Source organism: Nonomuraea longicatena (assembly GCF_039525605.1).
GTDB lineage: Bacteria > Actinomycetota > Actinomycetes > Streptosporangiales > Streptosporangiaceae > Nonomuraea > Nonomuraea longicatena.
In genome coordinates this window covers 165,399-183,992 of record NZ_BAAAHQ010000008.1, presented here as the reverse complement: position 1 = coordinate 183,992, position 18,594 = coordinate 165,399, and the positions used below count along the sequence as shown (strand labels likewise).

Annotated in this window: 17 protein-coding genes; 7 read left to right on the top strand and 10 right to left on the bottom strand. The window is 72.6% G+C overall.

The window, feature by feature from the left end; genetic code table 11:
- Positions 1-44: 44 nt before the first annotated feature.
- Positions 45-1,040 carry a methionine synthase gene (locus ABD120_RS10045; RefSeq protein ID WP_343949485.1) on the bottom strand — a complete coding sequence of 332 codons (996 nt, stop codon included), beginning with the start codon at positions 1,038-1,040 and terminating at the stop codon, positions 45-47.
- Positions 1,041-1,084: 44 nt separating this feature from the next.
- Here ABD120_RS10045 and ABD120_RS10040 point away from each other — a divergent pair, with 44 nt between their 5' ends.
- Positions 1,085-1,717, top strand: a complete 633-nt coding sequence (locus tag ABD120_RS10040) for an MBL fold metallo-hydrolase (RefSeq protein ID WP_343949484.1) — start codon at positions 1,085-1,087, stop codon at positions 1,715-1,717.
- Between the two features lie 34 nt (positions 1,718-1,751).
- Here the strand turns inward: ABD120_RS10040 and mnmA are convergent, their stop codons facing one another.
- Positions 1,752-2,813 carry a tRNA 2-thiouridine(34) synthase MnmA gene (mnmA, locus tag ABD120_RS10035; RefSeq protein WP_343949483.1) on the bottom strand — a complete coding sequence of 354 codons (1,062 nt, stop codon included), beginning with the start codon at positions 2,811-2,813 and terminating at the stop codon, positions 1,752-1,754.
- Positions 2,814-2,877: 64 nt separating this feature from the next.
- On the opposite strand from mnmA, the gene ABD120_RS10030 reads away from it, so the two are divergent.
- Positions 2,878-3,918, top strand: a complete 1,041-nt coding sequence (locus ABD120_RS10030; RefSeq protein ID WP_343949482.1) for a DUF695 domain-containing protein — start codon at positions 2,878-2,880, stop codon at positions 3,916-3,918.
- A gap of 85 nt (positions 3,919-4,003) precedes the next feature.
- Here the strand turns inward: ABD120_RS10030 and ABD120_RS10025 are convergent, their stop codons facing one another.
- Positions 4,004-5,167 (bottom strand): cysteine desulfurase family protein, encoded by a 1,164-nt coding sequence (locus ABD120_RS10025; protein ID WP_343949481.1) that lies wholly within the window; start codon positions 5,165-5,167, stop codon positions 4,004-4,006.
- 54 nt (positions 5,168-5,221) lie between these two features.
- Between ABD120_RS10025 and ABD120_RS10020 the strand changes: the two genes are divergently transcribed.
- From ABD120_RS10020 to ABD120_RS10000, 5 genes are all read left to right on the top strand, one after another.
- Positions 5,222-5,722: a TetR/AcrR family transcriptional regulator gene (locus tag ABD120_RS10020; protein WP_343949480.1), complete on the top strand. Its 501-nt coding sequence runs from the start codon at positions 5,222-5,224 to the stop codon at positions 5,720-5,722.
- A gap of 217 nt (positions 5,723-5,939) precedes the next feature.
- A complete protein-coding gene (locus ABD120_RS10015) occupies positions 5,940-7,133 on the top strand; it encodes an MFS transporter (protein WP_343949479.1) in 1,194 nt (397 codons plus the stop codon).
- Positions 7,134-7,225: 92 nt separating this feature from the next.
- Positions 7,226-7,714 carry an HIT family protein gene (locus ABD120_RS10010; RefSeq protein WP_343949478.1) on the top strand — a complete coding sequence of 163 codons (489 nt, stop codon included), beginning with the start codon at positions 7,226-7,228 and terminating at the stop codon, positions 7,712-7,714.
- Between the two features lie 66 nt (positions 7,715-7,780).
- On the top strand, positions 7,781-8,305 hold the full coding sequence (locus ABD120_RS10005; RefSeq protein ID WP_343949477.1) for an RNA polymerase sigma factor: 525 nt from the start codon (positions 7,781-7,783) through the stop codon (positions 8,303-8,305).
- Entirely contained in the window at positions 8,284-9,120 is an 837-nt protein-coding gene (locus ABD120_RS10000; RefSeq protein WP_343949476.1) for a hypothetical protein, read from the top strand. The genes ABD120_RS10005 and ABD120_RS10000 overlap by 22 nt, the downstream gene beginning before the upstream one ends.
- Before the next feature lie 158 nt (positions 9,121-9,278).
- Here the strand turns inward: ABD120_RS10000 and ABD120_RS09995 are convergent, their stop codons facing one another.
- The 7 genes from ABD120_RS09995 to ABD120_RS09965 all read right to left on the bottom strand — a co-directional run bounded on the left by ABD120_RS09995 (position 9,279) and on the right by ABD120_RS09965 (position 18,513).
- Complete coding sequence (locus ABD120_RS09995; RefSeq protein WP_343949475.1) at positions 9,279-10,232, bottom strand: electron transfer flavoprotein subunit alpha/FixB family protein; 954 nt, start codon at positions 10,230-10,232, stop codon at positions 9,279-9,281.
- A 19-nt stretch (positions 10,233-10,251) separates the two neighbouring features.
- Positions 10,252-11,031: an electron transfer flavoprotein subunit beta/FixA family protein gene (locus tag ABD120_RS09990; protein WP_343949474.1), complete on the bottom strand. Its 780-nt coding sequence runs from the start codon at positions 11,029-11,031 to the stop codon at positions 10,252-10,254.
- Positions 11,032-11,224: 193 nt separating this feature from the next.
- Positions 11,225-12,424, bottom strand: a complete 1,200-nt coding sequence (locus ABD120_RS09985; RefSeq protein ID WP_343949473.1) for a serine/threonine-protein kinase — start codon at positions 12,422-12,424, stop codon at positions 11,225-11,227.
- Between the two features lie 36 nt (positions 12,425-12,460).
- Positions 12,461-14,257, bottom strand: coding sequence for a serine/threonine-protein kinase (locus ABD120_RS09980; RefSeq protein WP_343949472.1), 1,797 nt, complete (start codon positions 14,255-14,257; stop codon positions 12,461-12,463).
- Positions 14,254-16,578, bottom strand: coding sequence for a serine/threonine-protein kinase (locus tag ABD120_RS09975; protein ID WP_343949471.1), 2,325 nt, complete (start codon positions 16,576-16,578; stop codon positions 14,254-14,256). The genes ABD120_RS09980 and ABD120_RS09975 overlap by 4 nt, the downstream gene beginning before the upstream one ends.
- A 178-nt stretch (positions 16,579-16,756) precedes the next feature.
- Positions 16,757-17,278, bottom strand: coding sequence for a YbaK/EbsC family protein (locus tag ABD120_RS09970; protein ID WP_343949470.1), 522 nt, complete (start codon positions 17,276-17,278; stop codon positions 16,757-16,759).
- Positions 17,279-17,670: 392 nt separating this feature from the next.
- Entirely contained in the window at positions 17,671-18,513 is an 843-nt protein-coding gene (locus ABD120_RS09965; RefSeq protein WP_343949469.1) for a M55 family metallopeptidase, read from the bottom strand.
- Positions 18,514-18,594: the final 81 nt, after the last annotated feature.

Here is an 18,594-nt window from a genome sequence, read left to right as displayed (position 1 = left end):
GCGTTCTGAGGGAACGCTACCGCCCAGGTGAGGGGCGCCGGCCGTTACCCGCCGGGTTCCATCCCGCTCGTCGGGTCGTCGCGCAGCACGTGCGCGGCCTTGCGGCAGGCCGAAAGCGCCGCCCGTGCGTAGGCGGGCGAGGCTCCGGCCAGCCCGCACGCGGGCGTCAGCGTGACCTGCCCGGCAAGTTCGCCGGGCGCGAACCCGAGCCGCCGCCACAGCTCGCTCGCGGGCCTGGCCAGCACGCCGGCGTCGGGCAGCCGCGTGTCGGCGGACGGCACGACGCCCAGCAGGAACCGCATCCCCGCCTCGACGGCCTCGCCCAGGACCTCCTCGTCGCGTCTGCGCAGCAGGGCGGCGTCCACGCTCACCCCGCGCACCCCGGCCCTGCGCAGCAGCGCGAACGGCACGCCCGGCGCGCAGCAGTGGACCAGCGGCGCCTCGAACGCCTTCAGCGACTCCTCGACCCGCCACTCCTCGACGGCGGGCAGCCGGCCGAACCCGGAGGCGGTCGGAACGGTCCCCGCCAGCACCCCGGGCAGGCCGGGCTCGTCGAGCTGCAGCACCACCTCGGTGGCGCCGGGGAGCCTGCGGCGTACCTCTGAGACGTGGTCGGCGACGCCCTGCGCGAGCGAGGCGGTGAGGTCGCGCACGGCGCCCGGGTCGGAGAGCATCAGGTTGCCGTGGCGCAGCTCGATCGCCCCCGCGAGCGTCCAGGGGCCGCAGACCTGCACCTTGACCGGCCCCACGTGCCCGTGGCCGATCTCCTCCAGGCCGTCGAGGTCGCGCCGAAGATGATCGACCGCGCGCCGGTGGTCGCGGCCCGGCCGGTCGGTGAGCCGCCAGCCGGACGGCTGCACCTCGACGGGCAGCTCGACCAGCAGTGCGGCGGTACGCCCGATCATGTCGGCGCCGACGCCACGCCCGGGCAGCTCGGGAAGGTACGGCAGAGCGGGCACCTCGCCGAACACCACCCGCAGCGCCTCCAGGTGGTCCTCACCCGGGTGTGACCCGATGCCGGTCGCCTCCCACGCAGTCATGCGCCCAGCCTAGGGCCCCCCGGGAGCGTGTCTATCGTGGGATCATGAAGCTGACGAAACACGGCCACGCCTGCGTCCGGCTGGAGAAGGACGGCAAGACGCTGGTCATCGACCCCGGCGTCTACACCGAGGGGCCGGTGCTCGACGGCGCCGACGCGGTACTCGTCACCCACGCGCACCCCGACCACGTCGACGTCGAACGCCTCAGGACGGCCCCGCCCGGCCTCCCGGTCTGGACCTGCGAGGCGGTCGCGAACGAGCTGGGCGACCTGCCGGTCGAGGTCCGCGTCGTACGGCACGGCGACACCTTCACCTCGGCCGGGTTCACGGTGGAGGCCGTCGGCGAGTGGCATGCGCGGGTCCACCCTGACATGCCGATCATCCAGAACGTCGGATTCATGGTGGACTCCGAGGTCTTCTATCCGGGTGACGCGCTGACGGTGCCGGAGGCGGAGGTGCCCACGCTGCTCGTGCCGACGGGCGCGCCCTGGCTGAAGCTCGCCGAGGTCGTGGAGTACCTGCGCACGGTCAGGCCGCGCCGCGCGTACTCGACCCACGACGGGCTCTACCACGATCGCGCGCTGCCGCTCGTGGACAACTGGCTGCGCATGGAGTCGGACAAGCAGGGCGCCGACATGCGTCGCCTGGCCATCGGCGAGTCGGTGACTCTTCCGTAGCGGGCGCGGCACGCCGGGCGGCAGGCGGCGTCGTTCAGGCGGCGGAGGCGATGGTGGCCGAGCCGAGCACCACGTCGCCCGAGTACAACACCGCCGCCTGGCCCGCCGCCACGCCCGTGGCGGGCCGGTCGAGGGTGATGACCAGGTTGTCGCCCGCGCTCTCGTAGGCGCAGCCGTACACCTCGCCGTGGGCCCGAAGCTGCACGGTGAGCGGCCCCTGCGCCGCCTGCGGGCCGTTCCACAGCGGGCGCACGCACGTCACCGTGGTGACCTCCAGCGCCGAGCGCGGCCCGACCGTCACGGTGTTGCTCACCGGCTCGATCGACAGCACGTAACGGGGGCGGCCGTCGGCGGCGGGCCGGTCGATGCGCAGGCCCTTGCGCTGGCCGACGGTGAAGCCGTGGGCGCCCTGGTGGCTGCCGACGACCGCGCCCTCCTGGTCGACGATCGCGCCCTGCTCGGCGCCGAGCCGGGCGGCCAGGAAGCCCCGGGTGTCGCCGTCGGCGATGAAGCAGATGTCGTGGCTGTCGGGCTTGTCGGCCACGGTCAGCCCGCGCCGCGCGGCCTCCTCGCGCACCTCGGCCTTGGTGGAGCCGCCCAGCGGGAAGATCGCGTGGCCGAGCTGCTCGCGGGTGAGCACGCCGAGCACGTACGACTGGTCCTTGCCCGCGTCGACGCTCCTGGACAGCACGCCGTCGGCCAGGCGCGCGTGGTGGCCGGTGGCGACCGCGTCGAAGCCGAGGGCCAGCGCCCGGTCGAGCACCGCCGCGAACTTGATCTTCTCGTTGCAGCGCAGGCACGGGTTGGGGGTACGGCCTGCGGCGTACTCGGCCACGAAGTCCTCGACCACGTCGCGCTGGAAGCGCTCGGCCATGTCCCAGATGTAGAACGGGATGCCGATCACGTCGGCGGCGCGGCGGGCGTCGCGGGAGTCCTCGACCGTGCAGCAGCCCCTGGCGCCCGTGCGGTGGGATTGCGGATTGGCCGACAGCGCCAGATGCACGCCGGTGACATCGTGACCGGCCTCGGCGATGCGAGCGGCGGCCACTGCGGAGTCGACGCCGCCCGACATGGCGGCAAGCACACGAAGTCCCATGACCGTCCCAGACTACCCGGGCGTCCGGAGCGAGTACCCCCGGGCTCTGCGAGAATGACGGGCTATGCGACTGTTCGGGCGCAAGGACGACCAGCCCCACGAACCTGCCGACCGGATCCCCGCCTTCTGGGCGTGGTGGGAGGAGACCAGGCCGAAGCTCGACGCGCTCGTCGCGGCCGGCGACACCGCCGGGCTGGCCGAGGCGCTCGCGCCCGCCGTGTCGCGGCTCGATCCCGATCTGGTCCACGAGATCGCGCCGGGCCGCGAGGCCGCCCACGCGCTCGTGGTGACGGCGGCGGGCGACGCCGAGCTGCGCCCGCTCGCGCATCGGTGGGCCAAGGCGGCGCCGCCGTCCGACCTGCTGTGGGAGTTCCGGCCGACGCGGGAAGCCAGCCCGCTGGCGAGCGAGCTGACGGTGGAGATCGCGGGCAGGGAGTTCGCGCTGGAGCAGCTCACGCTGGGGCTGCGGGTGCCGCGCGGTTCCGCGCGCATCGACGTGGCCGCCTACCACCCGATCTTCGGCGACCTCGACGACGAGGCCCGCATGGACGCCACGCTGCTGGCGCTCGACCGGCTGCTCGGCGAGGACGACGTGGCCCGCTGGGTGGGTGAGATCACGGCGGCGACGTTCCCGCCGATCGACGCGGTGGCCTCGGCGCACCTTCGGGCCGTGGTCGACGACATCGCCTCGGGCTTCGACGAGGAGCAGTGGGCGCTGCTCGAAGGTGTGACGGCCGGGGGCGCGTCGCTGGTGGCGGCGGCCCGCTATCCGCTGCGGCCGGTCGACTACCCGCTCTACGACCAGCACGTGGAGATCACGCTGCCCTACTCCGACCGTGACGAGAACGGGCTGCCGCAGGGCGACTCGCTGGAGGCGCTGCGCGAGTTCGAGGAGCGGCTGACGGCGCGGCTGGCCGAGCCGTACACGGAGGCATTGTTGGCCGCGCACCTGAGCGCGGAGGGCCGCCGGGTCGTCCACGTGTACGCCGACCCGGCGGGCAGGGGCGCACTGGTCGCGCGCGAGGTCGCCGACGGCTGGGCGGACGCCGGCGTGGAGGTCTCCGCCGACCCGGGGTGGGTCTCCGTCGCACCGTTCCTGAGCTGAGCGGGTAGCGGTCCTCCCTTTATACGCCCGAGAGCGCGGCGGGCCGCCCTTTGTCACACCCCGAGAGCGGCCGGGTGGCCGAAAGTCAGCTCAGGCCCGCCCTGCGGGCCCGCTCGACCACGGCGGGGAGGGCTTCGATCAGGCGGTCGACGTCCTCGCCCGTGGAGGTGTGGCCCAGGGTGAAGCGGAGGGAGCCGCGCGCCGTGTCGGCGTCGGCGCCCATCGCCAGCAGCACGTGCGACGGCTGGGACACCCCGGCCGAGCAGGCGGACCCGGTCGAGCACTCCACGCCCTTGGCGTCGAGGAGCATCAGCAGCGCGTCGCCCTCGCAGCCGGGGAAGGAGAAGTGGGCGTTGCCCGGCAGCCGGTGGTCGGGGTCGCCGTTGAGGACGGCGTCGGGGACCGCCTGCCGTACCCGGTGGACGAGGTCGTCGCGCAGGGCCGCGACCCGGGCGGCCTCGTGCTCGCGGTGGGCGACCGCGACGCGGACGGCGGCGGCGAGCCCCGCGATGGCGGGTGCGTCGAGGGTGCCGGAGCGCACGTCGCGCTCCTGGCCGCCGCCGTGCACGACGGAGACCGGCGTGAGGCCCCGGCCGAGCAGCAGCGCGCCGACCCCGATGGGCCCGCCGATCTTGTGGCCGGTGAGGGAGAGCGCGTCGACGCCGGAGCCCGCGAAGGAGACGGGCAGGTGGCCGACCGCCTGCACCGCGTCGGTGTGGAAGGGGACACCGGCCGCGCGGGCGAGGGCGGCCAGTTCTGCGACGGGCTGGACGGTGCCGACCTCGTTGTTGGCCCACATCACGCTGACCAGCGCGACGCCGCCGGGGTCGCGGCCGAGTTCCTCGGCGAGGACCTCCGGCCGCACCCTGCCCTGGTGGTCGACCGGCAGCAGGCGGACGTCGGCGCCCTGGTCGCGCTGGAGCCAGTGGGCGGGGTCGAGGACCGCGTGGTGCTCGATCGCGCTGACGAGCACCCGCCGGGCGGGCCCGCGCGACCAGTAGAGGCCCTTGACCGCGAGGTTGTCGGCCTCGGTGCCGCCCGAGGTGAAGACGACCTCGCTGGGACGGGCGCCGAGGGCATCCGCGATGCTCTCGCGCGACTCTTCGACCACCCGGCGCGTACGGCGCCCGGCGGTGTGCAGCGACGAGGCGTTTCCCACGCGTCCGAGCTGCTCCGTCATGGCCGCGACGGCCTCGGGCAGCATGGGCGTGGTCGCCGCGTGATCAAGGTAGGCCGACGGTCTGGTCACGCGGTAAGGGTATCCCGTTTGCAACTGTACCGTCCGGACGGTACAGTGTCAGGTATGCGTAGGGATGAGCTGTTGGACGCCGCCGAGGGTCTGCTGTGCGACCAGGGGTCCGACGCGCTCACCCTGGCCGCGGTGGCCGAGCGCGCGGGCGTCAGCAAGGGCGGCCTGCTCTACCACTTCAGCACCAAGGACGCGTTGATCAAGGCGATGGCCGAACGGCTCATCACCGACTTCGACGAACTCGTGGCCGAGCAACCGCACGGCACCTACACCCGAAGGTACCTGGGCGCCACCATGACCGCCATCCGCACCGGCAGGCTGCGACGATGGGCCGTGGTCACCGGTTCCTCCGGCAACATGTTCCTGCTCGCGCCGGTGCGCGAGGCGATGAAACGCTGGCACACCGAGGCGCTCGACGACGAGCCCGACCCGGTGGCCGCCCAGATCGTCCGCCTGGCCTGCGAGGGCCTGTGGGACGTGGCCAGCCATGACCCCGACCTGCATTCGGAGGCCGAACTGCAGGCACTGGAGAAGCGCCTGACGGCGCTCCTCTGACCCCTCCGCGTCACCGAGGGGTACGGCCGCCCGGCCGTGCCCCTTCTTCATGCGCGCACCAGGCACCCCGAATGCCGACAACGCGCGGCGTGTTGCCCGGAGCCGCACGCTCAGACCGCGCCCGCCACGGACGCCCACACCCCACTTCTGATCACACACCCCGGCTCAGACGCGCCCTGAAACTCCCGTATGAACCCGCTTTGAAAGGACCCCGCCGATGACCCGCGACCTGAGGACTGCCCGTTTCGGGGCGATCCTCACCTTCGTCCTTGCCGGCCTGATGGTCGGCACCATGACCGTCCGCATCCCCTCGCTGACCGACAAGCTCGGCCTGTCGGAGGCCGCGGTCGGCGGGCTCCTGCTCGCGTGGGGACTGGGCGCGCTGGTCACGATGCAGTCCATGCGCGGTCTCATGAACCGGGCGGGCAGCAGGACCGTGCTGCGCGTGGCCGGGCCGCTGACCGCGCTGTCGCTGCTCGGGCTGGCCTTCGCACCGAGCGTGCCGCTGCTCATGGTGACGGCGGCCCTGTTCGGCATGGCCTTCGGCGCCGTCGACGTGGCCATGAACGCCCAGGGCGCGACGGTCGAGAAGAGGTACGGCCGCCCGCTGATGAACGGCCTGCACGCCGGCTGGTGCGTGGGCGCGATGGGCGCCGGGCTGTTCGGCTCGCTGTCGATCGCGATGGGGCTGTCGCTGACCGCCAACCTGACGATCGTGGCGCTGGCCGCGCTGCCGGTGATGTTCGTCATCGGCCGCACCTACCTGCCCGACACCCCCGCCGCAGCCTCCGCCGACAACGCCGGGCGCCGCCGGATGCCGCCGGTCGTGTACCTGCTCGGCGCGATGATGTTCTTCGCCTTCATGGTCGAGGGCACCGTCGCCGACTGGAACGGCCTCTACCTGCGCAACTCGCTCGGCGCCCCGGAGGCGCTGGCCGCGCTGGGCTACCCGATCTTCGAGGCCGGCATGCTGCTGGCCCGGCTCACCGGTGACCGGCTGCGGGTCCGGTTCGGGGTGAAGGGAATCATGACGGTGTCGGGTCTCGCCACCGCCGCCTTCTTCACCGTCGTACTGACCGTGTCCTCGCCGCTGGTGGCGGTCTCCGCGATGTTCTTCGTCGGACTCGGCGTGGCCACCATCGCCCCGCTGACGATGTCACTGGCCGGTACGTCCACCGACAACCCCGGCCCGGCCATCGCCCAGGCGGGCGCGATGGGGTACGCGGGACTGCTGCTCGGCCCCGTGGTGATCGGCTTCGTGTCGGACTTCACCTCGCTGCGCACCGCGCTCGGCCTGGCCGTCGTGCTCGGCGTGCTGATCGCGATCTCCGCCAGGTTCCTGCCGAGGCAGCACCAGACGGCGTCGGCCGCCGTCGCCCGCGACGACGAGCGGGAACTGCTCCCGGCGTGACCCGCCACTGGAACCCGCCACTGAGACTGGCCGCAGGAACGGGGCGGGCCTGACATCGTTCAGGCCCGCCCCGTTTCTGTCATTCTCGGCCGATGGACGCAGATTCCTTCGACCTGGCCGCCTACACCGAGCGCAGCCTCAACGGCCCCTGCTTCGTCTGCGCGATCGTCGCCGGAGACCCCGCCCACGACGTGGAGGAGGTCTTCTACGAGGACGAGCACCACATCGCCTTCCTCGCCCGCTACGCCACCCTGTGGGGATACGTCCTGGTATGCCCCAAGGAGCACGTCGAGCACGCCGTCCGCGACCTGGACGAGGACGCCTATCTCGCGCTCATGCGCCTGGTACGCCGGGTGGCGCTGGCGGTCGAGGCGACGGTCCCCTCCGAGCGGACCTACCTGCTGAGCCTCGGCAGCCAGCAGGGCAACTCCCATCTGCACTGGCACATCGCGCCGCTGCCGCCGGGCACACCGTACGACAGACAGCAGTACCACGCGCTGATGGCGGAGAACGGCATCCTCTCCTGGACGCCGCAGGAGGGCCGCGCACTGGCGGAAAGCCTCCGAGAGGCTCTGGGGTGAAACACCCGCACGGTCTGCCGGACATCTACCGGAGTGTCCAGCAAACCACGGCGGAGGAGACCATCTGTGACGCACCGGGATCGCTTCGAGGCGATCTATGACGCGTACTATCCGCTGATCCACCAGTACGCCGTCCGACGCACGGCCACGCCGGAGGACGCGGCGGACGCGATCTCGGAGACGTTCCTGACGGCGTGGCGGCGCCTGCACGACGTACCGGAGAGCGAGGGCGCCCTGCTGTGGCTGTACGGCGTCGCCCGCCGCGTCCTCGCCAACCAGCGCAGGGGCGCCGCCCGCCGCTCGGACCTCGGCGACCGCCTCCGCCAGGACCTGGCCGCCGCCCGCCCGCCCTCTCCCACGGGACTCGACCACGTCCGCGCCGCCTTCGACGCGCTGCCGGAGACCGACAGGGAGGTGCTGGCGCTGGCCGTGTGGGAGGGCCTGAACGGCCGCGAGATCGGCAAGGTCCTCGGCTGTACGGCGACCGCCGCCCGTATCCGCCTCCACCGGGCCCGCAAACGGCTGGCCACCGCCCTCGGCCCGCACCCCATGACGACGTTGGAGGAGCCATGCGCGAACTCGACCAGTTGATCAAGGCCGCCGACCCCATGCCCGACGCGCCCGCACAGGGGCCGGGCGCCCGCGACCTCAGGGACCGGATCACCGCCTTCGAGCCCGAGCGCCGCCGAAGGTGGCGGCGGCGGCCTCTGGCGCTGGCCGCCGCGACGGCGGCGGCGGGAGCGCTGCTCGCCGTGCTGGTGGCGCCTCCGACGACGGCGAGCGCGCTGGAGTTCCGGCGTTCCGGCGACGACTATCTGGTCAAGGTCACGGACATGTACGCCGACCCGGCGAAGTACCGGCAGGAGTTCCGGGAACGCGGCATCGACCTGGGGCTGACGATCGAACCCGCCTCCCCCACCCGGATCGGGGAGATCATCTCCGTCGCCTTCCCCAGCGTCGACGGACCGGATCCGGCGCGATCCGTGCGGCCCGTGGAACAGAAGGAATGCCCCGACGGCTGGGGCACCTGCGCGGTCACCCTCCTGGTCCCCTCCGGCTACCCGGGCGGACAGGAGGTGACGCTGGGCAGACCGGCGAAGCCCGGTGAGCGATACGTGGCCGGTGGCTGGGTGGGCGCGCGCGGCGAGGTCCTCGCGTGCGTGCCGTTCCGTGAGATGACCGTCGCACAGGTGCGCGCCGAACTGGCCGAGCGCGGGATCTCGGACGTGACCGCCCGCCCCGCCGAACAGAAGGGAAAGGCCGGGCAGGTCCCGGAGAGCTGGTGGGTGGCCGACGCCCTGGCACTGGGGCCCGGCGAGGTCGAACTGATGGCCGCTCCGGAGAAGGGCCGGGGCCAAGCCTTGGCCGACCTCTACGAGACCGGCCTGAGCGGCTGCCCGAAGTAGCCGGACACGGCGTTCGAAACCGCTTCAGCCCGCGGAGACGCGAAGGACCCGGCCCCCAAGGGCGAGAGACTCGGCGCAGAGTCCTCCCTGCAGAACCCGGGCCGCTCACCCTGGGAAACGTGAAGGGCCCGGCGCGCGCCGGGCCCTTCACGGGTGCGCTACTTGCGCTTGTCGATCTCCTCGGTGAGCTGGGGGACGACCTGGTGCAGGTCGCCCACGACGCCGTAGTCGGCGAGCTCGAAGATCGGGGCCTCGGGGTCCTTGTTGATCGCGACGATGGTCTTCGCGGTCTGCATGCCCGCCCGGTGCTGGATCGCACCGGAGATGCCCGCCGCGATGTAGAGCTGCGGTGAGACCGTCTTGCCCGTCTGCCCGACCTGGAACTGGTGGGGGTACCAGCCCGCGTCCGTGGCGGCGCGGGAGGCGCCCACGGCCGCGCCCAGGGCGTCGGCCAGGCCCTCGATGACCGAGAAGTTCTCGGCCGAGCCCACGCCGCGCCCGCCGGAGACCACGATCGCGGCCTCGGCCAGTTCGGGGCGCGCGCCCTTCTCCTGCTTGACCCGCTCGACCACGCGGGCCGCCTTCGCGGCCTCGCTCAGCGCGACCGCGACCTCCTCGACGGCGCCCGCGCCCGCGTTGGGGGCGGGGGGCGTCGAGTTGGGGCGGACGGCGATGATCGGGGTGCCCTTGGCCACCTTCGAGCGCACGTTGACGCCGCCGCCGAAGATGGACTGGTCGGCGACGAAGCCCTCGCCGACGCCGACGGCGTCGGTGATGACGCCGGAGTCGGTCTTGACCGCCAGGCGCCCGGCGACCTCCTTGCCCTCGGCCGTGGCGGCGACGAGGACGGCGGCGGGCGACTTGTCGGCCACGAGCTGCGCCAGCAGTTCGGCCTTGGGCGCCACGACGTAGTCGACGACCTCCTGGGCGGCGGCGTTGTAGACCTTGTCGGCGCCGTACTCGGCCAGTTTGGCGGCGGCCGCGTCGGACAGGCCGGGACCCGCCCAGACGGCCGACGGCTCACCCAGGGACTTGGCCAGCGTCAGGAGTTCGAGGGTGACCTTCTTGACCTCGCCGTCGACCTGCTCGACCAGAACGAGAATTTCCGACATATCAGCAAAACCCCCGTTCTCAGATGAACTTCTTCGACGCGAGGAAGTCCGCGGCCTTGGCGCCGCCGTCCCCCTCGTCCTTGACGATCGTCCCGGCCGCGCGCGGCGGAGCGGCCGCGAAGTCGACCACCTCGGACCAGGCGGCGCCGAGGCCGACCAGCGCGCCATCGGCGGAGACGTCGGCCACGCCGAGGGTCTCGACCGGCTTCTTCTTGGCCGCCATGATGCCCTTGAAGGACGGGTAGCGCGGCTCGTTGATCTTCTCGACCACCGAGACGACGGCGGGCAACGTGGCCTCGACCCGGTCGTAGCCGTAGTCGGTGAGCCGCTGGATCGTGATCGAGGAGCCCTCGATGTCGACCTTGTTGGCCAGCGTGAGCTGCGGGGCGCCGAGCCGTTCGGCCAGCATCGCGGGCAGCACGCCGGTGCGCGCGTCGGTGGACTCGGAGCCGAGGATGACCAGGTCGAAGCCGATCTTCTTCAGTGCCTGCGCCATCGCGTACGACGTGGACAGCGCGTCCGAGCCGTGCAACGCGTCGTCGGTCAGGTGGACCGCCTTGTCGGCGCCCATGGCCAGGGCCTTGCGGATGGTCTCGGTGGCCTTGCCGGGGCCCATGGTGAGGACGGTGACCTCACCGCCGTGGGCCTCCTTGAGCTTCAGGGCCTCCTCGACCGCGTATTCGTCCAGCTCGTTCACCACGCCGTCGGCGGCGTCACGGTCGAGCGTCTTGTCATCGGACCGCAGCTTGCGCTCGGTCGCCGTGTCGGGAACCTGCTTCACGCAGACGACGATGTTCATGGCCGGTGGCCGACCTCCCGTGTTCGCCGGAAAGCTCGGTAAGAGCTCGTGCGGTGTCCAGACTGCCAGGTGCCTGCGGCCGGGCCCATCCCGGGTCGGCGCTGACCCCCGAGCGTCATGTTACCCATGAGTAGCTTCAGGGCAAACTCACGGACATCCCCACCATACCGAACTTTGTTCCGGAAGCGTCCCCTCAGGCCGACATCAGGAAGACGACCCCCACCACCAGCGCCGTCACCCCGAACAAGGCCAGCGTGAACGGGCTGAAGAAGGTGCTCAGCCCGAACCACAGCGCGACCGCCCCCGCGATGCCCGACAGGTCGGCCACGATCCGGCGGACCATGACCTCGCTGCGGGTGAACGCCGCCACCCCGGCGTCGGCCAGCACCGCGAGCGCGAAGCCGGACAACAGGAACAGCGAGACCTCGGGCAGCGGCCCTTGGGCCGCCGCCGCCAGCAGCGAGACGAACAGGCTCGCGCCGATCAGCCAGCGCCTGCGCACCTTCTCGCGGTGCCGGACCTTCTCCACCTCGGCCGGCCGGGTCCCCGGCCGCCACTCCCGGGTGACCGGATCACGCGGGTCCGGCACCGGCGCGGCCCGCAGGAAGGACCGCTTGGGACGGCCTGCCGCCGCACCGCCGAGCGCGGCGACGACGTCCGCCGCCGTGGGGCGGGCCGCCGGATCGGCCGCCAGGCACTCGCGCAGGAGCGGAGCCAGCCACTCCGGCACGCCGTCCAGGTCGGGCTCGTGGTGGACCACCCGGTAGGCGACGGCGGAGGCCGGCCCCTCCCCGTACGGTTGCCGCCCCGTGGCCGCGTACGCGAGCGTGGCGCCGAAGGAGAAGACATCGGCCTCCGCCCCCGCCTCACCGCCTTCGAGGAGTTCGGGGGCGAGATAGCCGGGGGTGCCGATGACCGCGCCCGACGCGGTGACCGACAGGGAGTCGAGCGCGTAGGCGATGCCGAAGTCGATCACCACGGGCTCGCCGTCGGCCATCATGACGTTGGCGGGCTTGAGGTCGCGGTGGATCACCCCGGCCGCGTGGACGGAGGCGAGCGCGGCGGCTAATCCGGCGGCCAGCAGCCGCAGGTCGGCCACCGGCGAGGTGATCGCGCTCAGCGGGCGTCCCTGGACGTACCGGGTCACCAGATAGGGCCGCTCGGCGTCGAGGGAGGCGTCGAGGAGTTCGGCGACGTGCGGGCCGGTCACCCGCCGCATGGTCTCGACCTCGCGCGCCAAGCGGGCCAGGGCGGCCGCGTCGGCCGCCACGTGGGGATGGAGGATCTTGACGGCCACCGTACGGCCCTCGGCGTCGAGCGCGAGATGCACCTCGCCGAACCCGCCCGCCCCGAGCCTGGACAGCAGGCGGTACGGGCCTAGCTGCTCGCTCATACCCCTCTTCTCCCCCCGTGAGTGCGCCTGGACACGTCAGGGTGACCAAGGCGACAGGAAGCCGAGCCCGACCTCCTTCAACAGGTCGCCGATCAGGCCGGTCGTCAGGCCGATCACGCTCTCTCTCGCATCGCGGGAGAGGTCCTCGATGACCTTCTCCGGCGCCCGCCACGGTGCCCAGTCCGTGGGCTGGTCGAAGGCGAGCATCAGGGCCAGCACCGCCACGGTGCCCGCGATGAACGCGGCGACCAGCGCCACGCTCGGCGTCCGCAACACGCCGGTCAGGCTGCGGGTGACGGCCTTGCGCGGCGCCCCGCCGCCCGGCAGGAAGAACAGGCCCGCCGTGAAGGCGCCCGCCGCCCAGGCGGCCGACGGGTTGACGTCCATCTTGGCGCCCCAGTGCAGGATGCCCCACACACAGGCGGCGAACGCCAGGCACAGCGGCACGTGCACGAGCGTGACCAGCGCCGACTTCACCAGCGCCCACGGCGTGCCGACGACCGCGAGCAGCGGGTCGGCCGAACTGCCGCCGCCACGCGCCCGGCGCCGGTCGACCATGTCGCCGAACAGGTACTCGCCGACCCTCAGGACCACCGCGACGGCGATGGCGGCCACGCCGATCGCCACCGGCATCATCACCGTGAACGACACCAGCGCCACCAGCAGCAGCGCGCCGATGAGCTGCGAGCCCACCACGAACCGCTTGCGCTCCCCCGGCGGTGTGTACGCCCGGGGCCGCGTCTCCGGCGCGCTCTGCGGCCTGACCTGCGGCGGCGTCGGATAGCCCGCCACCCGCCTGTCGGTGTGCGGCAGCGGCCGGTCGGCGTGGGGCAGCGGCGCCGGGATGTACGGCGGCGGCTGCTCCATACGCGGGGCGGGCGGCGGCTTGCGCTCGGAGCGCCGGGGCGGCTTGGTGTACTCGACCGGCGGCAGCAGGTCGGTGTAGCCGTCGCCGGCGGGCAGCACCCGGGTGCCGTTGGGCGGCGCCGCCGAGGCGGGCGAGGCGGTGGGCACCTCGTGGAAGACGGTCTTGCTCGGATCGAGCCTGCGCGCCATGCGCAGCAGTTCCTGGGCGCTCGGCCGCGCCTCCGCGTCGATCTGCAGCGCCCGGCTCAGCCAGCCGCGCAACCAGGCCGGCGCCTTGTCGAGCTGGGCCCGGCCTTCCATGATGTTGAAGCAGACCGCCTCGAAGGTGCCCGTGCCGAACGGCGGCACCCCCGTGGCGGCGAAGAAGACGGTGGAGGCCAGCGCGTGCACGTCGGCCGCCTGCGTGATCTCCGAGTCGCGGATGATCTCCGGGGCGAGGTAGCCGGGGGTGCCGACGAACATGCCGGTCTGCGTCAGCCGCGTGGCGTTGACCAGGTGCGCGATGCCGAAGTCGATGACCAGTGGCTCGTGGCCGATCAGCATCACGTTGGAGGGCTTGAAGTCGCGGTGGATGACCTCCGCCGCGTGGATCGCCACCAGCGCCTGGCACAGGCCCTGGATGACCTTGATGAGCCGCCGCCCCTCCAACGGCCCGTCGCCGAGGACGGTGTCCTCCAGCGTGCGCCCCGGCGCGAACCTGGTCACGACGTAGGGCTGCCCGCCCACCAGTTCGGCGTCGAGCACCTCGGCCACGTTGGGGCTGCGCACCCGGCGCATGGTCTCGACCTCGCGCGTCAGCCGGTCGCGGGCCTTCAGGTCGGCCGCGACGTGAGGATGCAGCACCTTGACGGCGACCTGGCCGCCGTCGGCGTCGATGCCGAGGTGGACCACGCCCATGCCGCCTTCGCCGATCTTCCTGACCAGCCGATACGGACCGAGCCTCTCCGGCACCTGTGTGCTCATCATCCCCCCGAGTCGAGTTCGGCCAGCTGCGACGTCAGGGCGCGGACCGTCGCCGGGCTCCACACGGAGTCCACCACCGGGTCGACCCCGAACGTCGCGGCGGCCAGGACCAGTGACAGCGCGGCGCCTACCGCGCAGACACCGGCCGTCACCGTTGCCGCTGTCTTAGAGGGTACGAGGGACGAGAGGGTCCTGCGCATCTGTCGCCCGGGTCCCTCCACTCCCGGGCCCGCGCAAACGGTCCAGATCGCCACAGAAACCCCCCAGGCCAGGGCGTTACCGGGAGCCATGTCCGCCACCACGGAGAGCAGGAGCGTCACCGGCAGGCCGAGGATCAGCGCGTACAGGCCGAGCGCCAGCGTGATGCCCGCCGACCTGGCCAGCGCCACGGGGTCGGACAGCACCCGGATCACGTCGAGCGCCGCCGAGCCCGCCTGCCTCCTGGCCGCGAGCTGCGCCTGTGCCAGGTCGGCGGCGCGCAGCAGGATCGCGCACGGGATGGCCACGGCGGCCACGACGACCGGCGCCACGGCGCCCAGCACGATCATGATGATCAGGAGCATGGCGCAGGCGACGCCGTACGCCTTGGAGGGCTTCGCCGACCGGGCCATCGGGCTGTCGGGGGCGAACGGGTCGCGCCGGGCCGCCGGGCCCTCGTGCAGCGGCTGCGGCGGGGCCTGGACCGGGATGTACGGCGGCGGGGCCTCCGGACGTACGCGCATGGTGGGCACGTCGGCCTCGTGGTCGCCGCCGGGCTGGGACCAGGACTGCGCGCCGCCGTGCCAGGGCGCGCTCTGGGCGCCGTCCTGCACGCGGCGGAGCTCCTCGGGGGTGACGCGCCTGGTCGGCCACCGGTCGCTGCCGTCGGCGCCGTACTGGTAGGGGGGCGCGGCCTGCCCACCGTACGGCCCTGAGCCGTAGGGGGCCTGCGACGGCGCGCCGTACTGTCCGCCGGACCCGCCGTGGGAACCGCCGTAAGGAGCCCCATCGGGAGCGCTGTGGGGACCGCTCTGCGGGTGCGCGCCGTGCTGCGGGACGGCCTGAGCAGCCGGGGGCCCAGGGTGAGAGGGCGCCGTCGGCGGGTAGGCGCTGTGAGGGTAGGGCGGGTGAGGGTGCTGCGCACCGCCCGGGTACGGGCCACTCGACGGCTGCGCACCAGGATAGGGGCCATTGGTGTACGGACCACCCGGCTGCCCGCCCTGCTGAGGACCGGTTCCGTGGGGCCCACCGGACTGAGGGCCGGTCGAGTGCCGCCCGCCTTGCTGGGGGCCGGTTCCGTGAGGTCCACCGGACTGAGGGCCGGTCGAGTGCTGTCCGCCCTGCTGGGGGCCGGTTCCGTGAGGTCCACCGGACTGAGGGCCGGTCGAGTGCTGTCCGCCCTGCTGGGGGCCGGTCGGCTGGGGGGTCGGGCCGGGAAGGAGGGAGACGTACGGCTGGGACGGCGGGGACGGCGGCTGCCGTACCAGCGGGGTGGACAGCTCGACCGGCCCCGACACCGGGGCCGTGGAGATCTCGTCCGGTACGGCACGCCCCGGCGCCGCCATCAGCCGGACGGACTGCTCGGCCAGCTCCGCCGCCTTGGGACGCCTGGCCGGGTCGCGCTGGAAGGCCGCCTTCAGCAGCGGCTGCAACGCCTGCGGCGCCGCCGCCACGTCGGCCTTGCCCGCCGTGATGTTGTAGAAGATCATCTCCAGCGTGCCCTTGCCGAACGGCGGCTGGCCGGTGCCCGCGTAGAGGATCGTGCCCGCCCAGGCGTGCACGTCGACCTCGGGCCCGGCCTCCTGCCCTTCGATGATCTCGGGCGCGAGGTAGCCGGGCGTGCCGATGAACATGCCGGTCTGCGTGAGCCGCGTGGCGTCGACCGCCTGCGCGATGCCGAAGTCGATGAGGACCGGCTTGCCGTCGAGGATGAGCACGTTGCCCGGCTTCAGGTCGCGGTGGACCACGCCGACCGCGTGCACGGCCGACAGCGCCGCCGCCACGCCGTGGGCGATCACGAGGAGCGCGGGCAGCGCCAGCGGGCCGTCGTCCCTGACGATCTCGTCGAGGGAGCGTCCGGCGACGTAGCGGGTGACGATGTAGGGGCGATGACCCGTCACGTCGGCGTCGAGCACCTCGGCGATGTAGTCACTGCGGACCCGGCGCATGGTCTCGACCTCGCGAGACAGCCGCCGCCTGGCGACGGCGTCGCCCGCGACCTCTGCGCGCAGGACCTTGACCGCCACCTGACGGCCCTGCTGGTCGACCGCGAGGTGGACAACACCCATTCCGCCCTCGCCGAGCCGCCTGAGCAGCCGGTAAGGGCCAAGTCGGTCATCGTTCATGGCATGCAGCACCATACCGGCTTAATCCTCGCCCAAGAGATGCACCAAGAAGCCACATTCCATCTCGTATAACGTGCGATGCGGGCTCATCGGTTTCCCGTCCCATGGTCTCGAATCGGACACGCGGCCCCCGTACACACCAGCCGCCTCCTCTCTGCGGTCGCCCACCCCGTAAGTCTCAGTTGGCCAGGTCGAGGACCTCCGCGCCCTTCAACGCCGCGAGCGAGGCGCCGGGCAGGGCGAGTTTGGAGCGTCGCACGCCACTGCCGATGACCACCCGGGGGTGCGCCGCCACCCGGGAGTCGACCAGGATCGGCCAGTCGGCGGGCAGCCCGATCGGGGTGATGCCGCCGTACTCCATGCCGGTGAGCTCCACGGCCTCCGCCATCGGCGCGAAGCTCGACTTGCGGACGTCGAGGCGCTTGCGGATCACCCCGTTGACGTCGGCGCGCATGGTCGCCAGCACCATGCAGGCCGCGTAGCGCACCTCACCGCCGCGCCGGCCCACGACGATCACGCAGTTGGCCGAGGCTTCGAGGGTCCAGCCGTACCTGTCGCAGAACTCGGCCGTGTCAGAGAGGGCGGGGTCGATCGCGGCCACGGTGACATCGCCCTCGACGCCGTGGAGAGCGGCGGACACGGGGGCTGCGATGAGTTCGGTGTGGTCACTCGCGGGCAGCCAGTGCAACTTCTCTTCCATCCTCTGGACCCTACGCCCGCCGTCACCGCGCTGAATCCGGCACCCTGCGGTGCGGGCGCGTGACGGCGTCGCGCGCGGAATCCATGGCCCCCGCCTGCCAGACGGGTGAGCCAGTCCCCCGCGAAGTAAACACTTCCGCCGTGGCGTTGCAGAACAGTGAACGACGGATCAAAGGCGGACCGGCACACCCAGTCAAGGGCGGGCCAGCTCACCCAGCGTTGGTAGAGTCTGCGGCCGACCACCCCGGCGTCGCCGGCCCGCCACGCCGGCGCCGATGATCACGACCGTGGCCGCCCGATCAGCGCGCTCAGCGGGGTGAGGCGGGCTGAGCCGTACGGGCCTGACGTGAGACTGGGCGCGTGGTCAATCGCTCCACCACCCCTAAGGCGGGCTCAGCCGTACGGGCCCGATCCGCAGGCGACCTGGCCGGCGATGGCGGCGAACAGCCCGAACAACGCCATGATCTGGGTGTAGTCGTCGGTGGTGAACTCGGTGTGGCGCGAGTCCACGGACTTCACACCCGGGATGAGCGCCACGGCCGCCGCGATGGCCGTGGAGTTCCACTCCACCCCCAGCGTGTACGGCGCCGCCACCCGGTACGGCTCGTAGTCGCCCACGCGCCCGACCGCCCGTGCCGCCGCCTCGCGGATACGCTCCTGGGCCACGCTCGGCGGCAGCAGTTCGGCCGCGAACTTGTCGACGCCCTTCTTGACCGCGACGGTCTCGACGTCGCCGAGCAGTTCACGCGCCTCCTCCCCCACGGCCTCGTCGCCGGTCACCAGCACGACCGGCACCCCGTGGAACCCGGCGCAGGCCGCGACCACCCGGGTCTCGCCGCAGACCTCGCCGTTGAGGTAGACGTTCTGGATCTCCTTGCCCATCCACGTGTGGTTGAGCACGCCGTGCCGTACCCCGGCCCGCGCGTGGTAGCCGATCAGGCAGGCGGCCTGGAAACCCGGGTCGAGTCCGTGCGCCATGCGCTGCGACTTGCCGGGCCCCCTGAGCAGGGTGGCGCGGGGGTCGAGCAGGTCGATGCGGAGGTTCTTGGTGGAGCCGTGGGCGTCGTTGACCAGCACTTGCGTGGCTCCGGCGGCGAACGCGCCCTCGATGGCGGCGTTGGCGTCGGCGGTCATCAACTCGCAGCCGCGTTCGTATCCGCGCTTGCCTGCGTGCATCTCCTCGGGGTCGGTGAGCCCGGTGACGCCTTCCATGTCTACGGACAGGTAGATCTTCATGAACCCCATTCCCCCACACGACGGTCATCCGTCACCAGGGCGATATGGCGGGCGCCGCCCGCTCGCGCCCCGGCGGCGGGA

Coding starts and splice junctions, on each gene's coding strand:
- ABD120_RS10000 (WP_343949476.1), top strand. CDS start 8,284: ATGCGCGAACTCGACCAGTTGATCAAGGCCGCCGACCCCATGCCCGAC.
- ABD120_RS10015 (WP_343949479.1), top strand. CDS start 5,940: ATGACCCGCGACCTGAGGACTGCCCGTTTCGGGGCGATCCTCACCTTC.
- ABD120_RS10040 (WP_343949484.1), top strand. CDS start 1,085: ATGAAGCTGACGAAACACGGCCACGCCTGCGTCCGGCTGGAGAAGGAC.
- ABD120_RS09985 (WP_343949473.1), bottom strand. CDS start 12,424: ATGAGCGAGCAGCTAGGCCCGTACCGCCTGCTGTCCAGGCTCGGGGCG.
- ABD120_RS09975 (WP_343949471.1), bottom strand. CDS start 16,578: ATGAACGATGACCGACTTGGCCCTTACCGGCTGCTCAGGCGGCTCGGC.
- ABD120_RS10010 (WP_343949478.1), top strand. CDS start 7,226: ATGGACGCAGATTCCTTCGACCTGGCCGCCTACACCGAGCGCAGCCTC.
- ABD120_RS10020 (WP_343949480.1), top strand. CDS start 5,222: ATGCGTAGGGATGAGCTGTTGGACGCCGCCGAGGGTCTGCTGTGCGAC.
- ABD120_RS09980 (WP_343949472.1), bottom strand. CDS start 14,257: ATGATGAGCACACAGGTGCCGGAGAGGCTCGGTCCGTATCGGCTGGTC.
- ABD120_RS10045 (WP_343949485.1), bottom strand. CDS start 1,040: ATGACTGCGTGGGAGGCGACCGGCATCGGGTCACACCCGGGTGAGGAC.
- ABD120_RS09990 (WP_343949474.1), bottom strand. CDS start 11,031: ATGAACATCGTCGTCTGCGTGAAGCAGGTTCCCGACACGGCGACCGAG.
- ABD120_RS09970 (WP_343949470.1), bottom strand. CDS start 17,278: ATGGAAGAGAAGTTGCACTGGCTGCCCGCGAGTGACCACACCGAACTC.
- ABD120_RS09995 (WP_343949475.1), bottom strand. CDS start 10,232: ATGTCGGAAATTCTCGTTCTGGTCGAGCAGGTCGACGGCGAGGTCAAG.
- ABD120_RS09965 (WP_343949469.1), bottom strand. CDS start 18,513: ATGAAGATCTACCTGTCCGTAGACATGGAAGGCGTCACCGGGCTCACC.
- mnmA (WP_343949483.1), bottom strand. CDS start 2,813: ATGGGACTTCGTGTGCTTGCCGCCATGTCGGGCGGCGTCGACTCCGCA.
- ABD120_RS10030 (WP_343949482.1), top strand. CDS start 2,878: ATGCGACTGTTCGGGCGCAAGGACGACCAGCCCCACGAACCTGCCGAC.